Origin of the sequence: Hymenobacter terricola (assembly GCF_017921975.2) — a bacterium.
In the GTDB taxonomy this organism is placed as follows: Bacteria; Bacteroidota; Bacteroidia; order Cytophagales; family Hymenobacteraceae; genus Hymenobacter; species Hymenobacter terricola.
Genome location: NZ_JAGEMO020000015.1, coordinates 211,216 through 237,292, shown reverse-complemented (window position 1 = coordinate 237,292; position 26,077 = coordinate 211,216). Strand labels below are relative to the sequence as shown.

Below are 26,077 nucleotides of genomic sequence, written 5' to 3'. Positions count from 1 at the left end.
CGACATGACGTTCTGCTATAAACTACAATTGACGCTCCAATGAATCGCAAGGCAATTATTATTGGTTGGGGACTGGCGCTGCTGGCCGGGCCGGGCATGGCCCAGGCGCCTTTCGCCAAAACCGTGAAGCTGGCCGAAACCCAGGCCACCCTCATGCTGCGCGAGGTAGCCAGAGCGCCGCAGCCCGCGCCCGGCAAGCCGCCGCTGGTATCACCGCGCACCCTGTCCCCCACCGGCGAGCTGGTGCTGGTGCCCGCCCGCGACTGGACCAGCGGCTTTTTTCCCGGCTACCTGTGGCTGCTTTCGGAGGCCAGCGGCGACGCGAAATGGCAGGCGGCCGCCAAAACCTACACGGCCAACATTGAGCAGGAAAAAACCAACGGCACCACCCACGACATGGGTTTTAAGGTGTACTGCAGCTTCGGCACCGGCTACCGTCTCACCAAGGACCCGGCCTACCGCGAGGTGATACTCACGGCGGCGCGCACGCTCAGCACCCGCTTCAACCCGAAGGTGGGCACGCTGCGCTCTTGGGACCACCACCGCGACTTGTGGAAGTTTCCGGTCATCATCGACAACATGCTGAACCTGGAATTGCTGTTTGCGGCCACCCGGCTGTCGGGCGATTCGTCGTTCTACAAAATCGCGGTGAGCCACGCCAACACGACGATGCGCAACCACTTCCGGCCCGACTTCAGCTCCTTCCACGTCGTGGACTACGACTCGGCCACCGGCCGCGTTATCCGGCGCATGACCCACCAGGGCGCCGCCGACGAATCGGCCTGGGCGCGGGGGCAGGGCTGGGCGCTCTACGGCTTCACCATGTGCTACCGCGAAACCAAAAACCCCGCCTATCTCGCCCAGGCCGAGCACGTGGCGCAGTTCATCCTCAACCACCCCAACCTGCCCAAGGACCTCATTCCCTACTGGGATTTCAACGCCCCCAACATTCCCAACGAGCCGCGCGATGCCTCGGCGGGCGCGGTCATCGCCTCGGCGCTGTATGAGTTGAGCACCTACAGCCGCAACGGCACTTTCTACCGCCGCCAGGCCGACAAGATGATGCAAAGCCTGGCCCGGCACTACTCGGCCCGGCCCGGCCGCAGTCACGGCTTTCTGCTCCTGCACAGCACCGGCATGAAGCCCGCCAACAGCGAAGTCGACGTGCCGCTGAGCTATGCCGACTACTACTACCTGGAAGCCCTGCTGCGCGCCAAAAACCTGGGCAGCGGCGCGGGCCTTTCCCTGCGCTAGCCAGCCCTGACTTGTCCGCTCTGCTCACGCCTAACCACATGCCTGCACTCATTTCCCGCCGGGAGTTTGGTAGAATCACGGCCCTGGCCGGGACCGGCATATTGGGCGGGTTGGGCGTGGCCGAAGCGCTGGGGCATGCTCCGACAGCGCCGTCGGAGCTGTACGCGTTGAGCAACCGGCTGGCGCAGCAATGGCTTACGGCCCTGCTCCAGCTGCAGATAACCGACCAGGCGCGGGGCGCGGACTACGGCGGCATCCGGGGGCCGGGCGACGCGGCGGTGCCGGGCCGCATTGCCGAAACGATTTACCCGCTGCTGCACCGGGCCCGCCACACCCGGCAAAGCCGCTACCTCGACGCCGCGCACCTGCTCTACCGCTGGGCCGAAACCAACGTGAGCCAGCCCGACGGCTCCTGGCTCAACGAGCCCCAGCCCGGCGCCTGGAAGGGCACCACCGTGTTCATGGCCATTGCCCTGGCCGAGGCCCTGAAAAACCACGGCACCGTGCTGGACCTGCAGTTCAAAACCGCTCTGAGCGGGCGCCTGCTGCGGGCCGGCAACTTCATCCACGACACGTTCACCATCGACTACGGCAACATCAACTACCCCATCACGGCGAGCTACGGCCTGGCGCTATTGGGTGAAGTGCTGGACGTGCCCCGCTTCCGGCAAAAAGGCCACGAGCTCGCGCACCAGGCCCTGCGCTTCTTCTCGCCCACCAACCACCTGCTGTTTGGCGAGGGCACGCCGTACTACGAAACCAGCAAAAAAGGCTGCTACCCCATCGATTTGGGCTACAACGTGGAAGAATCCCTGCCCTCGCTGGTGCACTACGGCCTGCTGACCAAAGACGAAGAAGTGCTGGCCGCCGTGACCCGCGCCCTGCAGGCCCACCTGGAATTCATGCTGCCCGACGGCGGCTGGGACAACAGCTGGGGCACCCGCAACTACAAATGGACCTACTGGGGCAGCCGCACCTCCGATGGCTGCCAACCGGCTTTCGCCCTGCTGGCCGCCCGCGACCCCCGGTTCTACAAAGCGGCGCTGCGCAACGCGCAGCTTTTGGAGCAGTGCACCGCCGCGGGCCTGCTCACGGGCGGGCCCCACGCCGCGGCGCACGGCGTGCCCACCAGCGTGCACCACACCTTCTGCCACCTCAAGGCCCTCACCACCATTCTGGACCACGGCGATGCCTATGCCCGTATCGATGTAAGTAAGGCAATTCTGCCCCGCGAGCAGGCCTACGGCAGCCGCTTTTTCGCCGATATAAATACCTGGCTGGTTGCGCAGGGCAGTTTTCGGGCCACCGTCACGGGCTACGACCGGGAGTATAAAGCCACCCACAACGGCCATGCCTCGGGCGGCGCCCTCACCCTACTCTGGCACCCCAAAACGGGCCCGCTGCTGGCCGCCAGCATGACCGACTACCAGCGCTACGAAGCCGGCAACATGCCGCCCGACACCACCCCGTCCGCCCTGGGCCTCACGCCCCGCATCGAGCTGGTGGTGAATGGCATCAGCTACCGCAACATCAGCGATTTGAACGCGGAAATCCAGGTACGCACGGGCCCCGGCATCTGCACGGTAACGGCCCGCGCCCAGCTGGTAGATGAGCACCAGCAAAGCCCCGCCGCCGGTGCAATACCCTGCCAGGTGGTGTATATATTTGCCGAAAACAAAGTAACGCTGACCTTCACGGTTGCCGCCGGCGCCCCCGACCAAAACCCGGGCGTCATCCTCCCCCTCATCTCCCGCGCCACCGAGAAAGTAACCGTGATTTCCGACCGGCAGTTAAGCGTAGCCAAGGCCTCCGCTACGGTTACCATCACGGCCAATCAGCCGCTGGTCACGTTGCCTGCTGGCTCCGGCCGGGCGTTCAACTTCGTGCCCGGCCTGGAAGCTCTTCCCCTCAGCATTGCGGGCATTGCCGGGCACGAAGTGGTAATTGAGCTGGCAATAAGCTAGCCCGAGACGCTGGCCCGCGCCCGGCCAAAGCCGAACTAGGCGGCTATTCTTCCGGCAAATGCCGGTCGAAGTGGTTTTTTAGCACCTCGTTAACCTTTTCTCTGGTCAGGGGCTTATTGAGGAAGCCGGCAATGTTCAGTTTCTGAACCCGCTCCACGTCCTTGGGGTGCAGCGAGGTGGTGAGCATGACGATGATGATGGCCTGCCGGTGCGCGGGCAGCAAGGACAGCTTTTCGTAGGCTTCGAGGAAGGCAAATCCGTCCATGACCGGCATTTTCACGTCCAGCAAAATAAGCGCCGGGCACTCGGCGGTGGCTCCCTGGCAGTGGATGGCGATGAGGTCCAGCGCCTCCTGGCCGTTGAGGGCGACGAGTAGCTTATCGCTAACATCCAGCCGCTTTAGCAGCAGCTGGTTGAGGTAATTGGTGGTCTGGTCATCGTCGACCAGCAGGGCGCAGGTAAGCTTTTGCATGGATGGTCGGATGGCCACGGTTACAACGCGACGGGATGCGGCCCAGTGCCGCTTTTTTATCGGGTGAAGTAAATAGAAAACGTAGAACCAACGCCCAGCTCGGAACGTACGGCAATGCGCCCGCCCGCGTTTTCCACCATTTTTTTAACCATGTAGAGGCCAATGCCGGAGCCCTCAACGTGGTCGTGGAAGCGCTGGAACATGCCAAACAGCTTGTGCTCGCTGGCGGTGTCGAGGCCCAGGCCGTTGTCCTGCACGGCCAGCATTATGCCTTCGCCCTCGGGCCAGGTGCGCAGGCGCACCAGCGGCGCCCGGCCGGGCGCGCGGTACTTGAGGGCGTTGCTGAGCAGGTTGAACACCACGCTGCGCAGGTTTTTCTCCGAAAACGACACCGTGGGCGCGGCCTGCACGTCCACTTCCAGCCGCGCGCCGGCGGCCTGGATGAGCGGCCCCAAATCGAGGCGCACGTCCTCCACCACGGCCGCCACATCGACCGGCGCGGTGGGGTGGCCGTGCTCCTTCTGCAGCTTCGACACGTCGGTGAGGTGCTCGATGGTGCGCTTGAAGCGGTTCACCGAATCCTGCATCAGGTCGAGCAGGGGCTGCACGGGCTCGGTGTGCACGGTAGCGGGCGGCAGCTCGTCGAGCAGGGCCAGTAGCAGGCCCTCAATGTTGCTGATGGGCGCCTTGAGGTCGTGCGAGGCGGTGTAGATAAAATTGTCCAGGTCCACGTTCACGCGGGTGAGCTGCGCGTTGTTTTCGCGCAGCTGGCGCTGGCCGTAATCAATGCGTTCCAGGGCCAGCTTCTGCTCGTGAATGTCGGTGCAGGTGCCAATCCACTGAATAATGTCGTCCTGCTCGTTGCGCGAGGGCAGTGCCCGGCCCAGCATCCAGCGGTAGTCGCCGGCGCGGTTGCGGAAGCGGTACTCCACTTCAAAGGCCGCGCCCCGGCCCAGGCACTGCTGCCATTGCCGGGCGGTGGCGGCCACGTCGTCGGGGTGCAGGTGGGCGCTCCAGCCGTGGTCGGGGCCGGTGGCATTTTCCCAGCCCACGTAGTCGAACCAGCGGCGGTTCAGGTAGGTGATGTCGCCCCGCGGGTTGGCCGTCCAGGCAATCTGCGGGATGCCTTCCAGCAGGCGGCTGGCCTCGGCGGCGGCCTGCTCGCCCGCGAGCCGGGCGGCTTCTTCGCGCTTCAGCTCGGCCGTTTTGCGGTCCAGCAGGGCATTTTGCTCGGCCACCTGGGCCCGGATGGTGGTGATTTCGCGCTGCGCCGACAAGTCGGTCACAATCACGGCCAGCGTCGGCATGTTGTTGAAAGCCAGCACGTTCATACTCACCGACAGCGGCACGAGCGCCCCGGCCGTGGTTTGCAGGGGCAGCTCGCCCCTGCTTTTGCCCTGCCAGCCTTTCAGCACCAGCCCGGCCCAGTAGTCGGCAAAGGCCGACGGCACAAACGCCCCAAAGGCACTGCCCATTACCTCGCCCAGGGGCCGGCCCAGCAGGCTGGCCAGGGCGGCGTTGCAGTACAGCACGGTCGCGTCCTCGCTGAGCAGCAGGGCGCCTTCGCTCATCTGCTCAATCAGGGTGCGGTAGCCGTGGTCGGCCCCTTGCAGGGTGAAGATGCGCGGGCCTTCGGCGCTTTGCACGGCCAGCGCGTCCACGGCCCCGGTCCGAATGGCGTGAATCAGCTCCTGGGCTTCTTCGAGCTGGTAGCGCAGCTCTTCGATTTCGCGGGCCAGGGCGGCGGGCGTGGGCTGGGAACTACTCATGGCCGTTCTGGCCGTTGGCAGGCGGCATTACCCCCAGGGCTTTCAGCACCCGGCCGTGGTCTGTGAGGTCGCCCACCAGCCGGCGCACCAGGCCCGGCCGCCGCTTAATGAGCATGGGCACGCCGATAAGGTCTTCCTGCTGGGCCAGCTCGGGCTGTTGGTACACGTCCACAATCAGCAGCTCGTAGCGGCCTTTCAGGTACTGCTCGCAGATGTCTTTGATGTTGCGCACGGCGCGCGTGGAGTTGGGGGTGGCCCCCGTGATGTACAGGTGCAACAGGTACTCGGGTTCGGCGGGCTCCGGGAAGGGCGTGGGGTCCGTGAATGGTTCCATGGCCGGGGTCAGGTGCGCACGGCGGGGCGCACGTCGAGCCCAACCAGCACCCGCGCTTCGTTCGACAGGTCGCCGATGATTTTGCGGATGGGCTCGGGCACCTTGCGCACCAGCGTGGGAATGGCCAGAATCTGGTCGCCTTCGGCCAGCTGCGGGTTCACCAGCAAGTCGATAACCTCCAGCTTGTAGCGGCCCTTGAGGTGCTGCTCGCAGTATTTTTTCAGGTTGGCCAGGGCCGCCACCGACTTGGGAGTCTGGCCGGCCACGTACAGGCGCAGCTCCCAGGTTTCTTCGGGGTTTTCTTCTTCGATTACTTCAGCCATGAAACAGGTAATGGGGCAGGCAGGCGCGACCTCCCCATACGGAGCCCGCGCCGCTGGGGTTACTCGCCGCCGGGGTTTACTCCTCGCCGGGGGTGGCGGCGGGCGCCTGCGCCGCCGGTGGGGTGGCGGTGGCAATGCGCCGGTTGTCGCTCAGCAGCGTTTGCTGGCGCGTTTCGGCTTCGCTGTTAATCTGCCGCAACTCTTCTTCCACCGATTCGAAGTCGGTGCGCAGGTTGGCGATGTTGGCTTCGAGCACGCGGCGGCGGCGCTCCAGCTCGCGGTCGCGGCGCTCCACTTCCTGGCGGGTGGCCAGGTGCTGGGCGTGCTCCTGCAGCTGCTGGGTGAGGCGGCTGGCCCCGGTCACGATGCCGGTGGGGCCCACCACCACGTCGAGCAGCTCAATGCCCTGCTCGGTCACGATGAACTCGCGCACCTGGTTGGAATGCGCCATTCCGCGCGATTTGAGGATGCTCAGGCCGCGGTTGCGCTCGCCGATGCCTTCCAAATCGCGCACGCTAATCCAGGTATCGACCAGCGACGACACGCCTTCTTCGGTCATCTCGTTCTGGTTGGTGCGGGTGTTCACCAGGGCCGTAAACAGGGCCGTGATGTTGTTGACTTTCAGGTAATCAATCAGGCGGGTGAGCATGCTGCGCACCTCGTTGATGTTGCCCACCGAAATCAGGTTGCTGATGGGGTCGATGACCACGGCGTGGGGCTGAAACTCGCGCACTTCCCGGTGAATGGTCACCAGGTGGCGCTCCAGGCCGTTGAGGGTGGGCCGCGAAGCCTCAATCCTCAGCAGGCCCTGCGCCACCAGCGGGGCCAGGTCGATGCCCACCGACTTCATGTTGCGAATCAATTGCTGGGGCGATTCTTCAAAGATAAACATCAGGCAGCGGTGGCCCTGCTTGCACACCTGCTGGGCAAAAGCGGCCGCCAGCGTGGTTTTGGCGGTGCCGGCCGTGCCGGTGAGCAGCACGCTGCTGCCGTGGTAAAAGCCGCGCCGGCCAAACATCTCGTCCAGCGCCGGAATGCCGGTCGAGTCAATCTGGTCCGACACGCTGTGCTCCAGCCGCAGCGAGGTCACCGGCACCACGGCAATGCCGTCTTCGGTGATGATGTAGGGGTACTCGTTGGTGCCGTGGGTGCTGCCGCGGTACTTCACCACGCGCAGCCGGCGGGTGGTAATCTGGTCAATCACGCGGTTGTCGAGCAGAATCACGCAGTCCGACACGTACTCTTCCAGGCCCTGGCGGGTGAGCGTGCCCTCGCCGCGCTCGGCGGTGATGACGGTGGTGACGCCCTTGTCCTTCAGCCAGCGAAACAGCCGGCGGATTTCGGAGCGCAGCACGCCCTGGTTCGGAAAGCCCGAAAACAGGGCCTCAATCGTATCGAGCACCACGCGCCTGGCCCCAATGGAATCGATGGCGTAGCCCAGCCGGATGAACAGACCGTCGAGGTCGTACTCGCCGGTTTCCTCAATTTCGGAGCGGTCCACGTGCACGTGGTCCAGGCGCAGCAGCTGGCGGGCCTGCAAGTCGTTCAGGTCGAAGCCCAGCGAGGCCACGTTGGCGGCCAGCTCGGCGCCGGTTTCCTCGAAGGCCATGAGCACGCCCGGCTCGTTGTAGTTCTGAATGCCGCGCACCAGAAACTCCACGCCCATCAGGGTTTTGCCGCAGCCGGCGCTGCCGCAAATCAGCGTGGGCCGGCCCAGCGGCAGGCCGCCTTCGGTGATTTCGTCCAGGCCTTCGATGCCCGTGGGGGACTTGGCTAATTGGGGCAATACGGGGGCAGCCAATGAAGTAAGTTCTTGCATGAAGAAGACGGAAATAGCGCGGCAAAAGCAACCTTCGCTGGGCCTCACCCTTGGGACAAAGCACCGGAGAGCAGGCTAAACGGATAGCGGCAACACCAAGTAAGTCATGTAATTACCAGCGAAACCCACCTCTGCTTAAGGGTGAGCTGCCCACGCACGGAGCGTAGCCGCGCGGGCTATTGGCGGGGGTTTACGCACCAGCGGCTCCGTGGTTTCATCAACGGGTTTCTCAGCGGCGGCCGGTGCCCAGGTCGCGCCAGCCGGCGCGGTGCGCCTCCATTTCCTCGGCGCTGATGCCGTAGGCGGCGCGGGCTTCTTCGTCGGTCATCAGGCCCTGGTCCACGGCGTTGAGCACGGCCCACACCTTCAGCTTGCGCTCGGCGGCAAGGCTGGCGGCAGCGGCCGGTTCGGGGCGGCCGTCGGTGTCAAAGAAATCGGGCGGGCCTTCGTTCATAGGTAGCGGAAAGATAGTTGGTTATTTATTAAGACGGAGTGAATTTTTCTCAGGTAGCGGCTTAGAAATTATGTCATTCCGCCACCTCTGCTGAATGGGATTGGGGAATCGCCACGCCGCCCAAAAAACGGTTCAACGCCCGGCCGGAAGGCATTTTGGTGGCAAGAACCGCCTGCTCACCGTACTGGAATGAACATTATTGCTTTGCTTATTTTGAATTAGATATAAATTCAATTACTTATGTATTGCGCTGGTTACTGACAGCGGGATTGCCGGCGGGTTTTATTCACCCCGGGCTGGTTCTGCCACGGGCTTTGCTGCCTTTTTCTACCCGTCATTGACATGAAAAACTCTTTCTTTGCGGCCGTAGGCCGCAATATTGGCACGCTGGCCCTGAGCGTGGCCATTGTGCTGGGGATGAGCTACTACCTGCTCAGCTACGTGCCGCAGCGCACGGCCAGCCTCAACTACCGCTACTTCCGGGTGCTGGCCCGCATCGGCCAGAACATGAAGGATAAGATTGAGGCGCAGCATTTCAACGACGAAAGCGACGCGCTGGCCGTCGCACACCGGCTGGCCGACAAGCAGGCCGCCAATGGCGGCAAAACGCCCCTTTCCCGCCCCGGAGGCAAGCCTGCCAAAACAACCACCGCGTTCAGCTCGCAGGCCGAGGTGGCTACTATTTCGCGGGTACTGAGGGCCCGGGAATCGGCAGAAGCGTCGGATGTGTTGCCCGCGCAGGTGCCCGGTACGCCCCTGAAATCGGTGGCGCTCACGGGCAGCCAGTTTGTCTTTGAACGGCTCATTCCACTCGTGGCCGGGGCCAAAGCGGAAGTGCCCGCCAGCGGCCGGGCCGTGGGCCTGCGCTACCGGCTCACGCACACGCTACCGGCCGATACGCTGGTTCGGGACCTGCTGCGGACCGACGTGTTCGACTATTTTTTCATGGTGGAGCTGCCGAGCAACCGGCTTTTTTACAGCAGCGGCCCCACCGACCTATACCTGAACACCGCCAGCGCCGAAGCGGTAAAAGGTGCCAAAATGCCCCGCTGGCTCACCGATTCGACCCTGACGCACACCGGCCGGGCCGGCGCGCTGCTGGTGGGCGGGCACGAGTACCAGCTGTTTGCCCAGCCGGTGCAGCTGGCACCGGGCCTGACGTGCCTGCTGGTGGGCGGGGTGGCCGGCAACCGCTTCAATGCCGAGCGCCGGGAACTGCCCACGGGCTGGCCCGAGCTGATTTTGGGCCTGCTGCTGCTGGGCATCCTGTCCCTGCCGTTTCTGAAGCTGCTGCTGATGAACCCGCGCGAGCAAATCGACCGGGGCGACGTGCTGCTCTGCGCGGCCTCGCTCGTGCTGGGGTCGGGCATCCTGCTGCTCACGCTGCAAGCGGCGGTGTCGCGCTACAGCACCGAGCCGCGGGTGCTGCACCAGCAGCTGGCCGGGCTGGCGAAGGACGTGGCCACCGACCTGCACGGCGAGCTGACGGAGCTGAACACCATTGCCCGCAACGTGGATGATTCGCTCAAAAACGCCCAGGTTGATTCGCTGCGGTTTGATGCTTCGGGAGCGGTTCGGACGGTGTTGCGGCCTTATCCGTGCCGGGCCTACTCCCACCGGGGCGCCACGCCCGGCGACTATTTTACCTGGATTAGCCGGCAGGGCGAGGCCCGGTACGGCCTGGACCCGACGCCCTTGGCCGCCCCGGTGGAAACGGCCGGCAAGAATGCCCAGGACGACTTATCGGGGGGGAAGTATTACGTGCCTTCGCTGCTCAAAAGGCCCTATCTCAAGCAAATGAATGCCCAGGCCTATCAGCTGGTCCGGGGCGACTCGTATGCGCTGGACAGCGCGAAGCAGATTGGTGCCGAGGGCTATACGCCACCGGCGGTGAGCACCGATACGTGCTACTTCGACATGCTGCGCACGGTGCAGAACACCTCGGCGCTGAGCCCGGCTTCCACGGGCAGCCGGGCCCCCATGCTGAAGGCCTTGCTGGCCCGCCCCAGCCGGTGGCGGCCGGGCCTGATATGCGCCTTCGAAACGCCCCTGCTCAGCTTCGACGACCAGATACTGCCGCCGGGCTTCGGCTACTGCCTGCTGGAGCGCAACGGCAACGTGATGATACACTCCAAGCCCGAGCTGAACCTGAGCGAAAACCTGCTCACCGATTGCGAGCCGGCGGCCCCGCTCCGGGCGGCCCTTTTCGCCCAAACCTCCACGGCCCTGGAAGCGGTGTACCAAGGCAAGCCGACGCTCTTGTTTGTGCACCCGATGCCCGGCATGCACCGTTCGCTGGTCACGTTTTTCGACATGAGCTACGCCAAGGCCCAGCAAAGCCAGACCTCGCTGCTGGGCCTCACGCTGCTGGGCGGTTTCTGGCTGCTGGGCGTGGCTTTTTGGGCGCTGCGCCGCCTGGTGGTGCCCCGCACTCCCGGCCAGGAGCAGCTCACCAACCCGGACAGTTTCCGCAGCCTGTGGCCCCACCCCACCCACGCGGCGCGCTACTGGCACGTGGTGGTGGGCATTGGCGTGGGGCTGCTGGCGTTTGGGGCCGTGGCCACGCGCGTGGGGCCGCTGAGCCAGCTGTGCCTGCTGCTGGTGGTGCCGGGCCTGCTCTACGTGCTCACCTACCACCACACCCGGCTGCGGCCCGACTACAGCCGCCGCACCCACCACTGGGTGGTGGGGCTGATGAGCGGCCTGCTGCTGCTGCTGCTGGCCTGCCACTGGGCGGTGGTGGGTGGCCGCGAAACGGCCTGGGTCGCGGGCCTGGTGCTGGGCCTGGGGGGGGTGGTGTGGTGGCTGCTGCGCGGCGGGCTGGTGCGGTGGCTGGGCCGCCGGGGCATTGCCCTGGCGCGCGGCTACCGCCTGGCCTACGTGTGGATGCTGCTCGGGTGGATAGTGCTGCTGGGCATCGTGCCGGCGCTCACCTGCTACCACATCGCGCACCTCGCCGAGCGCCTGCAACAGGCGCGCTACGCCCAGCTGCACATCCTCAGGCTGAACGAGCAGCGGCACACGCAAGCCAACACCTTTCACTACTACACCACATGGTTTTTCGGCAGCGGCCTGAAATACGACGCCGGGGTGTCGTTGCGGGACGCCGTCAAATCCGCGCCCAGGGAGCTGGCGGCGCTGGAGTTTTTTGCCTCCCTCGGGGCCGAGATGAACAAGCCCAGCGAGGACGCCGGCCAGGTGCTCACCAACGACAGCACCACGGCCCGCGCCTGGCGGCCCTGGCAGGTATCGTCGCTGGCCCAGGACCCCATTACCCTCGTCAGCCAGGACAATCCCAGCCGGGGCCGGGTAGAAACAACGCTGGAAGGCCTGCATTGGGGCTACCCACGAACGTGGCCGGCCGGCCGGTGGGCCCTGATAGTGCTGGTGGCGGCCCTGGTGCTGGTGCTTCAGGCGCTGGTGCGCTACCTGGTGCGGCGCCTGTTTGGCCTGCGCGAAGATGCCCCCACCCCGCTGCCCCAAACCGAGGCCCTGGCGGCGCCGGTGTGCCGCCTGTGGCTGCTGCCGGCCGGCAGCACCTGGGCCGATGCCCCCGCCTGGGCCCGGCAGGAGCTGGGCCAGCCCGCCATTGTGCTCAACTGCCAGCAGCTCTTCAAGCCTGAAAGCAAAGACAGCGAAAGTGCGGCGCTGGCCTCGCTGCCCAGCCCGCCGGTGGCGGCCACTGCCCCGCACGTGGTGGTGCTGGCTAATTTCGACTGCTTCATTAGCAATGCCGACCTCACCCGGCGCAAGTGCGAATTCCTGACCGAGCTGCAACGGCGGGGCTGGCCCCTGCTGGTACTCTCGGCCACCCACCCGGTGGGCTTTGGCGACTGCGGCCACCCCCTGGAGCAGCAGTGCCAGGTAAGTGGCCATAGCGAAATTCGCGAAGCCGGCGAGCTGCTGCTCGATACGCTGGCCGAGTTCAGGGTGGAGTATTTTGCCTTGAATAACGTCTCGCCCAAACCCGTGCCCGCCGATGCCGAGCACCAGCTGATTGGCTCCAACCTTTCGTTGCGGCGCTTTTTTGAGCGCGAGTGCCAGCTCTCGCCGTTTGTGGCGAGCCTGAGGCCGGCCATCGTGGCCAACCTGTGGCGCCGCCGCGAGCCGGGCGTGCCGCTGAGCCGCACCGAAATAGTGACCGTGGTGCAGCGCCTGGCGCAGTTCCATTTCCGGCGGCTCTGGCTGGCCCTCTCGCCGCAGGAGCGGTTCCTGCTTTTCGACCTGGCCCAGGACGGGCTGGTGAACTCCGACGACCGCCGGCCGCTCGACAACCTGCTCCGCAAAGGCTTCCTGCGGTTCAGCGGGCACGGGCGCCTGGGCCTGAGCAGCACCAGCTTCCGCGACTACCTGCTGACGGCGCAGCGGCGGCGCGAGGCCCTGCGCTACGCCCAGGCCGACCCCGACGGCAGCAGCTGGGCCTCGGCCCAAACCCCGCTGATGCTGCTGCTGGCGGCCGGGGCCTTGTTCATCTTCATTTCCCAGCCGAACATTCTCACCCAAACCCAAGGCTTTGTGGTGGCGCTCACCAGCCTGATACCGGCCATCTTCGGGCTGCTCAAGTTCATCCTGCCTTCCTCGAAAGTCCCGAGCCAGCCGGCGGCCTGAAGGTGTTAAGTAGCCGTGCAGACGCCGACTGGACGCTTAGTTCTGCGAAAGTAGTTAACCCAAGTTGCGGACTATACGGCGTACTCTCTTATTTCCAGCGGCTGAAAAACTGGTCGAACACCTCGCGGTAGCCGTCGCTCACGGGCAGGGTTTGGCCGGCAATCTGCACCGTGCCGCGGCCCACGGCCTGGATGTGGTCCAGGCCCACGATATAGGAGCGGTGGATGCGCATGAACTGGCGGGCGGGCAGCTTTTCCTCCATGCTGCGCAGGCTGGTGAGGGAGAGCAGCGGCCGGGTGGCGCTGGCCAAATGCACCTTCACGTAGTCTTTCAGGCCCTCCACGTAGAGAATATCGGCCAGCGAAACACGCACCAACTGGTATTCTACTTTGAGGTAGATATGGTTTTCTTCGGGCACGGCGGGCGGCGCGGCCGCGGCCACCGGGGCCGCGGCCGCCGGCGCCGCACCCGCGTTTTTCAGCTCGAAAAAAGCCCGGGCCTTGAGGGCGGCGCGCAGGAATTCTTCGTAGTTGAAGGGCTTGAGCAGGTAGTCGAGCGCATCGACGCGGAAGCCTTCGAGGGCGTACTGATTGAAGGCGGTGGTGAAGATGACGCGCGGGCCTTTTTGCAGCACGCGGGCCAGCTCCAGGCCGCTAAGGTCGGGCATCTTGATGTCGAGAAAGAGCAGGTGCACGTCGGGCTGCTCGTGCAGGGCGCGCAGGGCGGCCACGGCGCTTTCGTGCCGCCCCACAAGGCGCAGAAACGGCGTTTGCTCGATGAAGGCGCAGACCAGGCCCAGGGCCAGCGGCTCGTCGTCGACGGCCATGCAGCTGATGACGAACGGGGCTACAGATTCAGATGGAGACATACTTCGTATTCGTTGGAGGCATTGCGGGGCGTGACTTGTACGGTGTGCCGGCCGGGATAGAGCAGGTCGAGGCGGCGCTGGGTGTTGGCCAGGCCAATGCCGCCGGGCTCGTCGTCCCCGGCGTTGGGCCGGTCGGGGAAAACGGTGTTGCGCACGCACAGCTCCACGGTGTGGGCCGTGGGCTGGCGCAGCTGAATGGTGATGCAGCTCGGCGCGGTGGCGCTCACGCCGTGCTTAAACGCGTTTTCGACGAAGGGCTGAAACAGCATGGGCGCGATGGAGGGGTCGGGGCTCAGCGGGTCGGGCATTTCGAAGTTCACCTGCACTTTATTGGTCAGGCGCAGGTGCATCAGCTCAATATAATCGCGCAGAAAGCTGATTTCCTGGCTGAGGCGGGTGTGGCCGGCCGGCGACTCGTACAGCACGTAGCGCATCATGCGCGAGAGGCGGTGCAATGCCGCGCGGGCCTGGTCGGCGTCGAGCAGCGTGAGGGCGTAGATGTTGTTGAGGGTGTTGAAGAAGAAGTGGGGGTTGATTTGGGCCTTGAGCAGGCTCAGCTCGGTAGCTACCTGGCGGCGCTCCAGTTCGAGGCGGCTTTCGGCGTCGCGCTGGCCCTTTTGCATGGCCGCGAGGCTGGTGGCGATGCCCAATACCAGCAGCGAAATCAGCAGCACGCCGGGGTTGACGAGCATGCTGCTTTCTTCGGGGCCGGGCAGCGGGTGCGGGCGCGGCCCCGACCACGGGTTGGGCGGGTTGAGCACGGCTTCGCGGGCGGTGGCCACCAGCTCGGGCACGCCCAGGCGCTGCTCTACCAGCTGGTGAATGGCCAGCACGGCCAGCACCGCCACCGCGTTCAGGAGGAAGTAGGCCCACACCTTGCCGCCGTACAGCAGGCGCGGGGCGGCCCAGGCCACGTTCAGATAAAACACGGCCACCAGCAGGCCAAACACCACGGCCTGGGTCAGCCAGAACTCGGTAGGTTTCGGGCCGGGGTAATCGGGTTGCTGGGCCACCAGCAGCACCGTCACCAAACCCCAGACCAGGGCGTGCAGCAGCAGCGTGGAAGCCGAACGGAGTAGCGGTAAGGGCATAAAAGCAGGGGAAGGGGATTGCTCCGCAAGCTACAACCCGCGCCCGCGCTGCGGGGTGCCGCATCGGCCAGCGGGGCGGGTGCATCGGCCAGCCGGCGGGGCATTGGTCGGTTTTAGCGGCTCCATTTGGCCTCCTGAATCGGCGAATGGGCGACGTGCCAAACCAACTCGGCGATTGCAGTTGGCACCCAGGCCGTAGCCCTGGCAAATTTGAGCCAGACGATTGCCCCAGGCCGTGCCGCGGGGTGCCGCTGCTTCTCTCTATCCCACTGCGTTTTTCATGGCCACAACTATACTTCCCCGGGTTGCTTCCATGTTGGCCGCCGCGGCCCTGCTGCTGGTAGTTGCCTGCCAGAAGGACATTGAAACGCCCTCGGCCGCCGACCTGGCCACGCTCACGGCCCTGCCGCTGGTGGCACCCGCGCCGGCCAGCAACCTCAGCAGTCCGGCCAAAATCGCCCTCGGCCGCGCCCTGTTCTGGGACCCCGTGCTCTCCGGCGGCAAGGACGTGAGCTGCGCCAGCTGCCACCACCCCGCCAATGGCTACGCCGATGCCCTCGACCTGGCCATTGGCAGCAACGGCCAGGGCCTGGGCTCCGCCCGCCACTTCCGCGCCCCCAACGACTTCTCCTTTAATAAACGTAACACGCCCACGGTCCTGAACACCGCCTTCAACGGCCTGGCCGCCGACGGCACCTGCGACCCCGCCGCCGCCGCCATGTTCTGGGACAGCCGCGCCCAGTCGCTCGAAACGCAGTCGGTGATGCCCGTGGCCACGCTGGAGGAGATGCGCGGCCACCAGTATGCCGAGGCCGGGGCGCTGGATTCGGTGGTGGCCCGGCTGCGCCACATTCCGGCCTACGCCACCCTGTTCGGGGCCGCTTTTGCGGAGGCCACGCCCATCACGGCGGTTAATATCGGCAAGGCCATTGCCTGCTTCGAGCGCACGCTGCTGGCCACCGATTCGCCCTACGACCAGTACATGCGCGGCGACAAAACGGCCCTCAGCACGCAGCAGGTGCAGGGCCTGAACGCCTTCGTGACCAGCGGCTGCGCCAAATGCCACAGCGGCCCCATGTTCAGCGATTACAAAACGCACGTCCTTGGCGTGGCCGACAACGGCAAGAACCCTGCCCCCGACGCCGGCCTGAACGGCACCTACGCCTTCCGCACGCCCAGCCTGCGCAATGTGGCCCTCACGGCGCCCTACATGCACAGCGGCACCCAGGCCAACCTGCAAGCGGTGCTCAATTTCTACGACCCCGGCCGCGGGGGCGCCCCTTCGGCCAACTCCCACGTGAGCGTGGGCCAGCGCGACCCGCTATTCCCCTCCAAAGTCACCGACCCACAGGCCATCATCGCCTTCCTGCAGTCGCTCACGGCCACCAGCTACGACCGCACCGTGCCCGCCGCCGTGCCCAGCGGCCTGGCCGTGGGCGGCAATATTCAGTAGCCGGCCGGCTTCTCTCCCGCCTCTTTTCCAATTGTTTTTTTCATTTTTTCCAACCATTTTTTTCATAACCCCATGCGTTTCTCTTCCATTCTTCGTCTCGCCAGCGCTGGTTTGCTGCTGTGCTCCATGAGCAGCTTCTCGGGCTGCCAGAAAGACAACGTCAGCCCGAACAGCTGCGCCAAGAAAACCACCACCACGACTACCCCAACCACCCCAACCGGCGCCAACTAGTTTCCGGCGCTACCGGGCCTCGTGTTCCCGGATTACCGCCCCGGCCGGGCCTCTTTTCTTTGGAAAAAGGGCCCGGCCATTGGGAAACCTGGCTTTATCTTTTTTTCGACTATCTTACTACTCATGAAGCGCCTGCTGCCCGTTTTGCTTCGTTGCTCCCGGCTCTGGCTGGTGCTGGCGTTGCTGGCCCCGCTGGGGGCCTCGGCCACGCACATCGTGGGCGGCGAGCTGGATTTGCAGCACAAGTCCGGCAGCACCTATGCCCTCACGCTCAACCTGTATTTTGATGCCATCAACGGCAACGCCGCCGCGCTCGACCAGCAGCTGACGGCCAGCATTTTTGTTAAATCCAGTAACGCCCGCGTTATCGACATTGTGCTGCCGCTCACCAGCAACACCTTCGTGAACTACACCAACCCGGCCTGCGCCGTGGGCTCGCTGAGCACCCGCAAGCTGGTGTACAACAAAGACATTACCCTCGACGCTGCCACTTATGGCAACGCCGGCGGCTACTACGTGGCCGTGGAGCGCTGCTGCCGCAACCTGGCCATCGGCAACATTGTGAACCCCGGTGGGGCGGCCCAAACCTTCTACCTCGAATTTCCGGCCGTCGTCCGCAACGGCGCGGCTTTCATTGACTCGACGCCCCGCATCTTTCCGCCCCTGGGCGACTACGCGTGCCGCAACGAGCTGTTTTACTACGATTTTGGCGGGCAGGACGTCGACGGCGACTCGCTCATCTACGACATGGTGACGCCCCTCAACGGCCACGCCACGGCCGCCAATCCCCTGCTCAGCCAGGCCGTGGCGGCGCCCTACGCCACCATTACCTGGAACACGGGCCTGGGCACGCTGAACCAGATTCCGGGCAGTCCGGCCCTGGGCATCGATGCGCACACCGGCCGCCTCACGGTGCGACCCGCCAACCTGGGCCTGTTCGTGTTCGGAGTGCGCTGCTCGGAGTACCGGCGCGGCGTGAAAATTGGCGAGACGCGGCGCGATTTCCAGCTCTATGTGCTGAACTGCCCCACCAACACGCCGCCCCAGCTGCAGGTGCACGCCGCCAACAACCCGACGCTGTACCGCCCCGGCCGCGACACGCTGCGCCTGCTGCCCGGCAGCAACCGCTGCCTCACCATCCGCTACACCGACCCCGACCCCAACTCGGTGCTGACGATGACCAGCCGGCCGGTCAATTTTACGGTGCCCGAGCCCACGTTCACCACCGCCGTCAGCGGCACGGTGCGCGCCGCCGGGGCCCCCGATACCCTCACCGCCACCCTCTGCTTTCCCGAGTGCACGGATACCCACGGCCGGGTGTATCTGCTCGACATCATGGTGGCCGACAACGGTTGCAGCCTGCCCAAGCGCGACACCATCCGGGTGGCCTTCACGGCCACCGTGGCTCCGAATGCGGCCCCGGTGCTCACCACCAGCTTTCCGCCCGCGCCCCTGCCCCTGTCCGACAACGCGCCCGCCGTGGTGCGCGTCGTCATTGGCCAGCGCTACACCGCCACCCTCACCGGCACCGACGCCGACCGCAATCCGCTCACGCTCACGGCTGTGGGCACGGGGTTCGATTTGGCCGGGGCCGGCATGGTTTTCACCGCCCAGAACGGCACCGGCCAGGCGGCGGGCACCTTTGGCTGGGAGCCCACCTGCGGGGCCGTATCGGCGGCCGATGCCAGCGGCGGGCTCATCGTGCACTTCAAGCTGACCGAAACCGGCCCCTGCGTGCCGCTGCCGCAGGAGCGCGTCATCCGGTTTGAAGTAGTGCCCGTGACCGACTCGGTGGCGTTCCGGCCGCCCAACGTCATCACGCCGAATGCCGACGGCAAGAACGACTTCCTCCGGATGCCCGACCTGCCGGCCGACTTTTGCGACCACCGTTTCGCGGGCATCAAAATCTTCTCGCGCTGGGGCCAGCAGGTATTTCAGTCCTCTGAGCGCAACTTTGCGTGGGGCGGCCTGGGCTCGGCCGGGCTGTACTATTACCTGGCCACCTACACCGACGGCCGTAAGTTTAAGGGCTGGGTCGAGGTGATTCCGTAGGTTTAGCCTCGCTGAACGGCTAGGGCAAGCAAGAACGTCATGCTTCGCTGCGCTCTGCATGACGTTCTTGCTTGCCCTCAGACCCGCCTTTTCCCCCATGAAGCTCAAAAAGAACATCGCCACCAGCGAGGCCGGGTTCATCTTCAACCCGGCCACCGGCGACTCCTTCGCGGCCAACCCACTGGCCGCCGACATTCTGGCCCGTGCCAAAGCCGGCCTGGATGCTGCTGCCATCAAAGCCGACATTCTGGAGCGCTACGACGTGGCCCCCGGCCAGCTGGAAAAAGACTGGGACGACCTGCTGGCCCAGCTGCGCGAATTCAACCTGCTAGACTAACCCGCCGTGCCCCCTGCTGCTTCCCGCCCCCGCCTCACGGTGGCCGTCACCGGCCTCAATGCCACCGACAGTCCGGGCCCCGGCGTAGCCGTCATCCGCGCCCTGCGCGAAACCACCGACTTTGAGCTGCGCGTCATCGGGCTCAGCTACGAGGCGCTGGAGCCGGGCATCTACCTGCGCGACATGGTGGACAAAACCTACCAGCTGCCCTACCCCACGGCCGGCACCGCCGCCCTGCTCGAGCGCCTGCGCTACGTGCAGGAGCAGGAAAACGTGGCCGTGCTCATCCCCAACTTCGACGCCGAGCTCTACAATTTCATTAAGCTGGAGCCGCAGCTGCGGGCGCTGGGCATCCACACGTTTCTGCCCACGCTGGAGCAGCTCGAAGCCCGCGATAAGCTGAACCTGGCCGCTTTTGGGGCGGCGCACGGCCTGAGCGTGCCCACCAGTCGGCCCCTCTACAGCGCCGCCGAGCTGCCCACTGCCGCCGAAACCCTGGGCTGGCCCCTGGTGCTGAAAGGCCGCTACTACGACGCTACCGTGGTGTATACGCCCGTGCAGGCCGGGCAAGCTTTTCAGCGGCTGAGCGGGCTGTGGGGCGTGCCGCTCATCGCGCAGCAGTTTGTGGCGGGGCAGGAAATCAACATTGCCGGGCTGGGCGACGGGCACGGCCGCGCCCTGAGCGTGGTGCCCATGCGCAAGCTCACCATCACGGACAAAGGCAAGGCCTGGGCCGGCATCACGCTCGAAGACGAGGCCCTGCTGGCCCTGGCCCGCCGCTTTGCCGAAGTCACGAAATGGCGCGGCGGCTTCGAGCTCGAAATCATGCGCACGGCCGCCGACGAGCTGGTTATCATGGAAATCAACCCGCGCTTTCCGGCCTGGGTGTACCTCACCGCCGCCGCCGGCCAGAACCAGCCCGCCGCCCTGCTCCGCCTGGCGCTGGGCCTGCCCGTGCCGATGATGGAGGGCTACGCCGTGGGCAAAATGTTCGTGCGCTACGCCTGGGACCTGATTACCGACCACACGGAGTTCCAACAAGTGGCTGCGCTGGGCGAACTTTGACGTGCTTATTGGAAAGTATACTATCGAACGTCATGCTGAGCGTAGCCGAAGCATCTCGCGTGCAGCAGTAATTCGGTACTAATGCAACGATTGAGTTAGTGGTGGCACGCGAGATGCTTCGGCTGCGCTCAGCATGACGTTCTGAAACCATCTTTAATGAAACAACCCTACGAACGGCCCACCATCCGCAAGCTCAATGCCGGGGCGCTGAACAAGTTCGGGCCCCGCGCCGGCGCCCGGCCGGTCACGGCCCTCGACGGCGTGCGGGTGGATGAGCTGGTGGCGCAGTTCGGCTCGCCGCTGTTTGTGCTGAGCGAGCGGCAATTGCGGCGCAGCTACCAGGCCGCTATGCGGGCCTTTGGCACGCGCTACCCGCAGGTGCAGCTGGCGTGGTCGTACAAGACCAATTACCTGAATGCGGTGTGCCGCACCTTCCACCAGGAGGGGGCGTGGGCGGAAGTGGTGAGCGGCATGGAGCTGGAAAAAGCCTTGCTGAACGGGGTGCCCGGCCCGCACATCCTGTTCAACGGTCCCGGCAAGCGGCGGGCCGATTTGCTCCGGGCCTGTGAAGTCGATGCCGTGATTCACCTCGACCATGCCGACGAGCTGCACCTGCTGCTGGACGTGGCCGCCGGCCGCGCCCGGTGCCCCCGCGTGGCCCTGCGCGTGAACCTCGACGCCGGCATTGTGCCGCAGTGGGACCGGTTCGGCTTCAACCTGGAGAACGGCGAGGCCTGGCAGGCGCTGGCCCGCATCGTGGCCTCGGGCCGGCTGGAGCTGGTGGGCCTGCATTGCCATATCGGCACCTACATTTTGCAGCCGGCGGCCTACGCCACGGCCGCCGCCAAGCTGGCCGCCCTGGCCCTACGCTGCCAGCGCGAGCTGAACACCACCATCCACTACCTCGACCTCGGCGGTGGTTTCCCTTCCACCAACACCCTGAAAGGCGCCTACCTGCCCGCCCTCGATACCGTGCCCAGCCTCGATGAGTACGCCGAAGCCATCACCGGCGCGCTGCTCACTGCGGGCTTCCGGGCCGGCGAGCTGCCGCTGCTGGTGCTGGAAGCCGGCCGGGCGCTGGTCGATGACGCGGGCTCGCTCATCGGCACGGTGCTGGCCAACAAGCGCCTCGCCGACGGCCGCCGCGCCACCATCCTCGACTTCGGCGTGAACCTGCTCTTCACCTCCTTTTGGTACGACCACCACCTCAGCCCCACCCGCGAATTCTCCAACCAGACCGAGCCCACCGTGCTCTACGGCCCGCTGTGCATGAACATCGACATGCTGCGCGAGAGCATTGCCCTGCCCCTGCTCGCCCCCGGCGACCAGGTGGTGGTGCACAAAGTGGGCGCTTACAACATGAGCCAGTGGCAGCAGTTCATCAACCTGCGCCCCAACGTGGTGCTGATTGACCAGGCCAGCCAGGTGCATTTGATTAGAGCCGCGGAGACGCTGGAGTATTTGCAGCAGCTGGAGCAGGTGCCGATACATTTGATGTAGCGTATTCCGCGTAGAGACGCGACCCTTCGCGTCCCGGCGTCCGCGCCGCCAGCCCAATTATCGTTCAACGCCGAGACGCGAAGGGTCGCGTGTATCCAGCATTACATGACTACCGCCACCACGCCTTACTTCCGCGCCGTGCTGCACAGCTACTCCATGCTGTTCTTTTCGCAGCATCGCGGGTTTGCGGTGCTGCTGCTGCTGGTCACGTTCAGCCACCCCGTGGCGGGCGTGGCGGGGCTGGCGAGTGCGCTGCTGGCGGTGGGCGGGGCCCGGCTCGGCGGCTTCAATAGGGAATGGACCGCCACCGGCGCCTACAGCTTCAACTCGCTGCTGACCGGCTTGGCCCTGGCCTCCTTTTATGCGCCGGGGTGGGCGCTGGCGGGGCTGGTGGTGGTGGGCGCGGGCCTGGCCCTGCTGCTGAGCGTGGCCCTGGGCGGCTGGCTGGGCAGCCGCGGGCTGCCGTTTCTGTCCCTCCCCTTCCTGGGCACGGTGTGGCTCCTGATGCTGGGCAGCGGGCCGCTGCTGCACCTGGCGGCGGGCGAGGCCGCCATCTACTGGCTGAACGATGTGTACGCCCTGGGCGGCCCGCGCCTCGTGCGCCTGGCCCAATGGGTGGGCGACTGGCCCTGGCCGCCGCTGCTGGCCACTTACCTGCGGGCGCTGGGCGCGGTGCTGTTTCAGGACAACGCGGCGGCCGGGCTGCTGGTGGCGCTGGGGCTGCTGTGGCATTCGCGCATTGCGTTTTCGCTGTCGGTGCTGGCCTTTTTGGGGGCTTACGGCCTGGCGATGCTGACCGGCCCGGCCCCGGGCGGGCTCAACGAATACAACCTGGGGGCCAACTACGTGGTGGCGGCCATTGCGGTGGGCAGCGTATTCGTCATTCCCTCGGCGGCCAGCTACGGCTGGGCGCTGGGCAGCGTGCCGGTGACGGTGGTGCTGCTGGCCGGCCTCACGGCGGCGCTCGATAAGCTGGGGCTGCCCACCCTGTCGCTGCCCTATTGCGCCACGGCGCTGCTGTTCCTGTACGTGCTGCTGCTGCGCGAGCGGGCGGGCGGCGGGCCGGTGCTCACGCCCGTGCAGCGCTACTCGCCCGAGCGCAACCTCTACGCCTACGCCACCGACCGCGTCCGGCTGGCCCACCAGGGGGCGGTGGCGCTCACCCTCCCCTTCCTCGGGGCGTGGCGCTGCACCCAGGGCTACCTCGACGGCGGCCCCACCCACCAGGGCCCCTGGGGCCAGGCCCTCGACTTCGCCATTGCCGATGCCGACGGCCTCACCTACCAAGGCCCCGGCCTCTCGCTCTCCGACTTCTACGCCTACAACAAACCCGTGCTGGCCCCCGCCGACGGCGTGGTGGAACACGTCGTTCAGCACATCGAGGACAACGCCATCGGCGAAGTGAACCTGGCCCAGAACTGGGGCAACACCGTGGTGCTGCGCCACGCGCCCGGCCTCTACACCCAACTCTCACACTTACGCGTCCACTCCGTGCCGGTGAAAGTGGGCGACCATGTGCGGCGCGGCGAAATCATTGGCACCTGCGGCAGCTCGGGCCGCTCGCCCGAGCCGCACCTGCACTTCCAGGTGCAGGCCACGCCCTACGTGGGCTCGCGCACGCTGGCCTATCCGCTGGCGTATTTCATGGCATTGGGCTTGCCCGACAGCGTTTCCGGTGAACCCGACAGGCTGTCGGGTTCACCGGACGGCGTATCCGGTTCGTCGGATGGCGTATCCGGCGAACCGGACGCGCTGTCGGGTTCGTCGGTTGGCGTATCCGGCGAACCGGATGCGCTGTCGGGTTCGTCGGTTGGCGTATCCGGCGAACCGGATGCGCTGTCGGGTTCGTCGGTTGGCGTATCCCAAGGGGGAGAAGTTCTTGTTAAACGCCCCCATACTGCTCGCCAAAAGCCCCACCCCCCCCAGCTGCGCCACTTCACCGTGCCCGTGGCGGGCGAAACCATCAGCCCGCCTGCCTTCAACCGCACCCTGAGCCAGGCCCTGCGCTTCCCGCCCGGCTACGCCCTCGACGTGCGCGACGCCGATGCCCCCGACGCCCCCGCCCAGCGCTGGGAAGTATTCACCGATGCCTACAGCCTGGCCTACCTGCGCTGCCAGCACACCGGGGCCGTGGCCTACTTCGCCGGCGATGAATCGGTGTTCTACTGCACGGCCTTCTACGGTCCCGAAACCTCCTGGCTGTACCTCTTCTACCAGGCTGCCTACCGCGTGCCGCTGGTGAGCCAGCCTGGCCAGGTGGTGCGCGACGAATTTCCGCTTTCGGTGGTGCGCAACGCCGCCCTCACCTGGCTGCAGGACGTGGTGGCCCCGTTTCACCGGTTCCTGAAGCCCACGTTTTTGCTGGAAGAAATTCCTTCCGACGCCGGCAGCTGGCCCGGCCGCGCCGTGCGCCTGCGCAGCCGCGTGGCCGTGGCCCGTTTCGGCCGCGCGCAGGTAGTGCAGGTGGCCGAGCTCACCTTTCAGGACGGGGCGCTGGTTGAATTACGGGTGCAGCGGGCCGACAAAACCGTGAGCTTGGCCTGTTCAATAGCCGGCGCATGAGCAAGCTCTCGCACCTGCGCGCCCCTCGCCCCGGTCCGACCGCCCTAGGCGGTCCGACCGGTTGTCGTCAGCACGTTTCGGTAAACAACGACAACCGGTCGGACTGCCTAGGGCGGTCGGACCGGGGCCGGTGGCGCAGTCTGCTACGCGGCCTGGTGCTGCTGGCCCTGTGGGTGCCGGCCCCGGCAGCCCACGCCCAACAGCTGCTTAATTTTACGTACGCCGACAGCCTCACCCAGGCCCTGGCCGCCCGCTACCGCTGGGCCGAGCTGGACTCGGTAGGCCGCGCCGCCCTGCTCCTCGGCACCGACTACCCCGGCCTGCGCCGCCGCCTGGGCCAGGCCGCCCTGGCCCTCAACCACCCCGCCCTGGCCCTGCGCCACTACGGCCGCGCCCTGCGCGAAAACCCGCTCGATGCCACCGCCCGCTACGGCCTGGCCCTCGCCTACCTCGAAATGAACCAGGCCGGCCCCGCCGCGCTGGCGGCCCGCGGCCTGCCCGATTCTCTGCGCCGGCCCCTGCACCTGGCCGGCTTCCAGCTGCTCACGCGGGCCGAGCTCGAAGCCAGCGGCCAGCACAGCAACACCATGCACCGCGACGCGGCCGGGTTTCTGCGCCTGGGCCTCAGCACCCGCCTCAGCCCGCGCCTCAGCCTCACCCAGAATTTCAGCTACTTCGGCCAGAGCATTGAGCTGCCCGACGGCAACCACCGGGGCGGCGAGCGCTACCCCATCCGCCAGCACCAGTACCATGCCCTGCTGGGCGTGCAGCTGAGCCCCCGCTGGCGGGCGCTGGCCGGCTACCACGTCCTCGACAGCGACCTGGGCCGCCACGAAACCACCCCCGGCCAGCTGGGCTACGCCGCCCTGGCCTACGCCCGGCCCTACTGGACGGCCAAAGTCGGCTTTTTTGCCGGCACCCTCACCGACACCACCCGCTACCAGGCCGACCTGCACCTCACCGTGTATCCGCTCGGCAGCCTGCGCCTCTACGGCTTCGGGCGGGCCAGCGTGGTGCGCTCCGGTGGCCGCAGCTTCCCCAACGGCGTGCTGGGCGCGGGCGGCCGGCTGCACCGCACGCTGTGGGTCGAAGCCTTCGGCGGCGTGGGCCAGGTGCCCGTGCTGGCCGAGCTCGACGGGACCTACGTTTACAACTTAGTCGACGGCCTGCGGCAGCGCGCCGGGGCGAACCTGCTTATTTTGCTGAGCCGCTCGCTCAGCCTGCGCCTCAGCTACGGGGCCGAGCAGCGCCGCGACGCCATCGACGGCACCGCCTACACCCTCTCCTCCCTAAGCACCGCCCTCGCATGGACCTGGTAAAGCTGACCTTCGCTGCCGCCGTGCTGGCGTGCGCCGCTCCGGCCGGGGCCTGGGCCCAGGCCGACCAGCCGGCCGCCTTCGCCACCAGCTACGCCGCCGAAGCCAAGGCCGATTACGCCGAAGCCATTGCCCCCATCAAGGCCATCTACGTGGGGACGTACGAGCAAAACCTACGCCTCGGCTGGCTCTATTTCCTGGCCAAAAACTACACCGCCGCCGCCGCCCACTACCAGAAAGCCGTGGAGCAGCGCCCCTACGCCATCGAGCCCAAGCTGGGCTACATCAAGCCGCTGAACGCGCTGGGGCAGGTCGAGAAAATGCTGAGCACCTACACCGACATTCTCAAAATCGACCCCCAGAACACCCAGGCCAACTACTGGACCGGCGTCATCTACCTCAACCGCAAAGCCTACGCCCAGGCCGCCCGCTACTTCGAGCGGGTGGTGAACCTCTACCCCTTCGACTACGATTCCAACATCTCGCTGGCCTGGGCGTACCTCAACCTGGGCAAGAAGCCCGAGGCCCGCGCCCTCTACACCAAGGCCCTGCTCATCCGCCCCGGCGATGCCGCCGCCAGCGCCGGCCTCAAGCGCCTGTAAGGG

20 protein-coding genes are annotated in these 26,077 nt (G+C 66.1%); 12 read left to right on the top strand and 8 right to left on the bottom strand.

The genetic code is table 11. The features are described from left to right. Positions 1-39 precede the first annotated feature (39 nt). Both J4G38_RS12845 and J4G38_RS12840 read left to right on the top strand, forming a co-directional pair. Entirely contained in the window at positions 40-1,254 is a 1,215-nt protein-coding gene (locus J4G38_RS12845) for a glycoside hydrolase family 88 protein (protein ID WP_210520137.1), read from the top strand. 38 nt (positions 1,255-1,292) lie between these two features. After that, positions 1,293-3,218 carry a hypothetical protein gene (locus J4G38_RS12840; protein WP_210520138.1) on the top strand — a complete coding sequence of 642 codons (1,926 nt, stop codon included), beginning with the start codon at positions 1,293-1,295 and terminating at the stop codon, positions 3,216-3,218. Between the two features lie 43 nt (positions 3,219-3,261). Here J4G38_RS12840 and J4G38_RS12835 read toward each other — a convergent pair whose 3' ends face one another. From J4G38_RS12835 to J4G38_RS12810, 6 genes are all read right to left on the bottom strand, one after another. Beyond that, a complete protein-coding gene (locus J4G38_RS12835; RefSeq protein WP_210520139.1) occupies positions 3,262-3,690 on the bottom strand; it encodes a response regulator in 429 nt (142 codons plus the stop codon). Positions 3,691-3,746: 56 nt separating this feature from the next. Beyond that, positions 3,747-5,459, bottom strand: a complete 1,713-nt coding sequence (locus J4G38_RS12830; RefSeq protein ID WP_210520140.1) for an ATP-binding protein — start codon at positions 5,457-5,459, stop codon at positions 3,747-3,749. Further along, positions 5,452-5,793 (bottom strand): circadian clock KaiB family protein, encoded by a 342-nt coding sequence (locus tag J4G38_RS12825; RefSeq protein WP_210520141.1) that lies wholly within the window; start codon positions 5,791-5,793, stop codon positions 5,452-5,454. The genes J4G38_RS12830 and J4G38_RS12825 overlap by 8 nt, the downstream gene beginning before the upstream one ends. An 8-nt stretch (positions 5,794-5,801) precedes the next feature. Continuing rightward, positions 5,802-6,116: a circadian clock KaiB family protein gene (locus J4G38_RS12820; protein ID WP_210520143.1), complete on the bottom strand. Its 315-nt coding sequence runs from the start codon at positions 6,114-6,116 to the stop codon at positions 5,802-5,804. Positions 6,117-6,192: 76 nt separating this feature from the next. Next, a complete protein-coding gene (gene kaiC / locus J4G38_RS12815) occupies positions 6,193-7,935 on the bottom strand; it encodes a circadian clock protein KaiC (protein WP_210520145.1) in 1,743 nt (580 codons plus the stop codon). A gap of 229 nt (positions 7,936-8,164) precedes the next feature. Next, positions 8,165-8,389, bottom strand: a complete 225-nt coding sequence (locus J4G38_RS12810; protein ID WP_210520147.1) for a DUF1153 domain-containing protein — start codon at positions 8,387-8,389, stop codon at positions 8,165-8,167. A 342-nt stretch (positions 8,390-8,731) separates the two neighbouring features. On the opposite strand from J4G38_RS12810, the gene J4G38_RS12805 reads away from it, so the two are divergent. Beyond that, positions 8,732-12,997, top strand: coding sequence for a PDC sensor domain-containing protein (locus J4G38_RS12805; protein ID WP_210520149.1), 4,266 nt, complete (start codon positions 8,732-8,734; stop codon positions 12,995-12,997). Positions 12,998-13,085: 88 nt separating this feature from the next. Here the strand turns inward: J4G38_RS12805 and J4G38_RS12800 are convergent, their stop codons facing one another. Beyond that, on the bottom strand, positions 13,086-13,865 hold the full coding sequence (locus tag J4G38_RS12800) for a LytR/AlgR family response regulator transcription factor (protein ID WP_210520151.1): 780 nt from the start codon (positions 13,863-13,865) through the stop codon (positions 13,086-13,088). Beyond that, positions 13,844-14,956, bottom strand: coding sequence for a sensor histidine kinase (locus tag J4G38_RS12795; RefSeq protein ID WP_210520153.1), 1,113 nt, complete (start codon positions 14,954-14,956; stop codon positions 13,844-13,846). The genes J4G38_RS12800 and J4G38_RS12795 overlap by 22 nt, the downstream gene beginning before the upstream one ends. A gap of 313 nt (positions 14,957-15,269) precedes the next feature. Here J4G38_RS12795 and J4G38_RS12790 point away from each other — a divergent pair, with 313 nt between their 5' ends. From J4G38_RS12790 to J4G38_RS12745, 9 genes are all read left to right on the top strand, one after another. Next, complete coding sequence (locus tag J4G38_RS12790) at positions 15,270-16,409, top strand: cytochrome-c peroxidase (RefSeq protein WP_210520154.1); 1,140 nt, start codon at positions 15,270-15,272, stop codon at positions 16,407-16,409. A 72-nt stretch (positions 16,410-16,481) separates the two neighbouring features. Continuing rightward, positions 16,482-16,640, top strand: coding sequence for a hypothetical protein (locus tag J4G38_RS12785; RefSeq protein WP_210520156.1), 159 nt, complete (start codon positions 16,482-16,484; stop codon positions 16,638-16,640). A 123-nt stretch (positions 16,641-16,763) separates the two neighbouring features. Further along, positions 16,764-18,692, top strand: coding sequence for a T9SS type B sorting domain-containing protein (locus J4G38_RS12780; protein ID WP_210520157.1), 1,929 nt, complete (start codon positions 16,764-16,766; stop codon positions 18,690-18,692). 97 nt (positions 18,693-18,789) lie between these two features. Then, complete coding sequence (locus tag J4G38_RS12775; RefSeq protein ID WP_210520158.1) at positions 18,790-19,029, top strand: PqqD family protein; 240 nt, start codon at positions 18,790-18,792, stop codon at positions 19,027-19,029. Between the two features lie 6 nt (positions 19,030-19,035). Continuing rightward, positions 19,036-20,094 carry an ATP-grasp domain-containing protein gene (locus J4G38_RS12770; protein WP_210520159.1) on the top strand — a complete coding sequence of 353 codons (1,059 nt, stop codon included), beginning with the start codon at positions 19,036-19,038 and terminating at the stop codon, positions 20,092-20,094. 156 nt (positions 20,095-20,250) lie between these two features. After that, complete coding sequence (locus tag J4G38_RS12765) at positions 20,251-21,594, top strand: type III PLP-dependent enzyme domain-containing protein (protein WP_210520160.1); 1,344 nt, start codon at positions 20,251-20,253, stop codon at positions 21,592-21,594. A 105-nt stretch (positions 21,595-21,699) separates the two neighbouring features. Further along, positions 21,700-24,156 carry an urea transporter gene (locus tag J4G38_RS28960; RefSeq protein ID WP_210520161.1) on the top strand — a complete coding sequence of 819 codons (2,457 nt, stop codon included), beginning with the start codon at positions 21,700-21,702 and terminating at the stop codon, positions 24,154-24,156. Continuing rightward, on the top strand, positions 24,153-25,475 hold the full coding sequence (locus tag J4G38_RS12750) for a hypothetical protein (protein ID WP_210520162.1): 1,323 nt from the start codon (positions 24,153-24,155) through the stop codon (positions 25,473-25,475). The genes J4G38_RS28960 and J4G38_RS12750 overlap by 4 nt, the downstream gene beginning before the upstream one ends. Then, positions 25,463-26,074, top strand: a complete 612-nt coding sequence (locus J4G38_RS12745) for a tetratricopeptide repeat protein (RefSeq protein WP_210520163.1) — start codon at positions 25,463-25,465, stop codon at positions 26,072-26,074. Before J4G38_RS12750 ends, J4G38_RS12745 begins: the two co-directional genes overlap by 13 nt. The last annotated feature ends 3 nt before the right edge of the window (positions 26,075-26,077 follow it).

Bases quoted from the DNA above. Each gene is read 5' to 3' on its own strand.
- J4G38_RS12765 (WP_210520160.1), top strand. From the start codon at position 20,251: ATGAAACAACCCTACGAACGGCCCACCATCCGCAAGCTCAATGCCGGG.
- J4G38_RS12845 (WP_210520137.1), top strand. From the start codon at position 40: ATGAATCGCAAGGCAATTATTATTGGTTGGGGACTGGCGCTGCTGGCC.
- kaiC (WP_210520145.1), bottom strand. From the start codon at position 7,935: ATGCAAGAACTTACTTCATTGGCTGCCCCCGTATTGCCCCAATTAGCC.
- J4G38_RS12830 (WP_210520140.1), bottom strand. From the start codon at position 5,459: ATGAGTAGTTCCCAGCCCACGCCCGCCGCCCTGGCCCGCGAAATCGAA.
- J4G38_RS12795 (WP_210520153.1), bottom strand. From the start codon at position 14,956: ATGCCCTTACCGCTACTCCGTTCGGCTTCCACGCTGCTGCTGCACGCC.
- J4G38_RS12825 (WP_210520141.1), bottom strand. From the start codon at position 5,793: ATGGAACCATTCACGGACCCCACGCCCTTCCCGGAGCCCGCCGAACCC.
- J4G38_RS12800 (WP_210520151.1), bottom strand. From the start codon at position 13,865: ATGTCTCCATCTGAATCTGTAGCCCCGTTCGTCATCAGCTGCATGGCC.
- J4G38_RS12805 (WP_210520149.1), top strand. From the start codon at position 8,732: ATGAAAAACTCTTTCTTTGCGGCCGTAGGCCGCAATATTGGCACGCTG.
- J4G38_RS12810 (WP_210520147.1), bottom strand. From the start codon at position 8,389: ATGAACGAAGGCCCGCCCGATTTCTTTGACACCGACGGCCGCCCCGAA.
- J4G38_RS12750 (WP_210520162.1), top strand. From the start codon at position 24,153: ATGAGCAAGCTCTCGCACCTGCGCGCCCCTCGCCCCGGTCCGACCGCC.
- J4G38_RS12820 (WP_210520143.1), bottom strand. From the start codon at position 6,116: ATGGCTGAAGTAATCGAAGAAGAAAACCCCGAAGAAACCTGGGAGCTG.
- J4G38_RS12835 (WP_210520139.1), bottom strand. From the start codon at position 3,690: ATGCAAAAGCTTACCTGCGCCCTGCTGGTCGACGATGACCAGACCACC.
- J4G38_RS12780 (WP_210520157.1), top strand. From the start codon at position 16,764: ATGAAGCGCCTGCTGCCCGTTTTGCTTCGTTGCTCCCGGCTCTGGCTG.
- J4G38_RS12745 (WP_210520163.1), top strand. From the start codon at position 25,463: ATGGACCTGGTAAAGCTGACCTTCGCTGCCGCCGTGCTGGCGTGCGCC.
- J4G38_RS12840 (WP_210520138.1), top strand. From the start codon at position 1,293: ATGCCTGCACTCATTTCCCGCCGGGAGTTTGGTAGAATCACGGCCCTG.
- J4G38_RS12785 (WP_210520156.1), top strand. From the start codon at position 16,482: ATGCGTTTCTCTTCCATTCTTCGTCTCGCCAGCGCTGGTTTGCTGCTG.
- J4G38_RS12790 (WP_210520154.1), top strand. From the start codon at position 15,270: ATGTTGGCCGCCGCGGCCCTGCTGCTGGTAGTTGCCTGCCAGAAGGAC.
- J4G38_RS28960 (WP_210520161.1), top strand. From the start codon at position 21,700: ATGACTACCGCCACCACGCCTTACTTCCGCGCCGTGCTGCACAGCTAC.
- J4G38_RS12775 (WP_210520158.1), top strand. From the start codon at position 18,790: ATGAAGCTCAAAAAGAACATCGCCACCAGCGAGGCCGGGTTCATCTTC.